Below are 280 nucleotides of genomic sequence, written 5' to 3'. Positions count from 1 at the left end.
ACGGGCCAAACTCTTCGGGGAAGATATCGTTGGGGCCAATGGAAAGGCTGGCCCCACCATCCATGTAGCTGTCGACCCCCTGGGATTTGGGAATATGGCGGAAGCGGCACTCGGTGAGATAGCTCACCTCGTCGTAGTCGTAGAAAATCACCCGCCCGTGGCGCGTGACGCCAAAATTCTTCAGCAGCATATCGCCAGGAAAAATATTCGCTGCTGCCATCTGTTTGATGGCGTTGCCGTAATCCTTCAGCACCATCACTCGCTCATCGACGCTGCACTG

At 55.7% G+C, this 280-nt stretch carries 1 protein-coding gene; it reads right to left on the bottom strand.

Features of this window, described 5'->3' with window-relative positions; all coding sequences use genetic code 11:
* On the bottom strand, nt 1-280 hold a 280-nt coding region (locus P8629_RS11670; RefSeq protein ID WP_278166296.1), incomplete at both ends, for an isocitrate dehydrogenase kinase/phosphatase-domain containing protein.

Origin of the sequence: Hydrogenovibrio sp. 3SP14C1, assembly GCF_029625905.1 — a bacterium.
GTDB lineage: Bacteria > Pseudomonadota > Gammaproteobacteria > Thiomicrospirales > Thiomicrospiraceae > Hydrogenovibrio.
The sequence above is the reverse complement of the archived record's forward strand: the minus strand, read 5'-3'. Positions and strand labels throughout refer to the sequence as shown.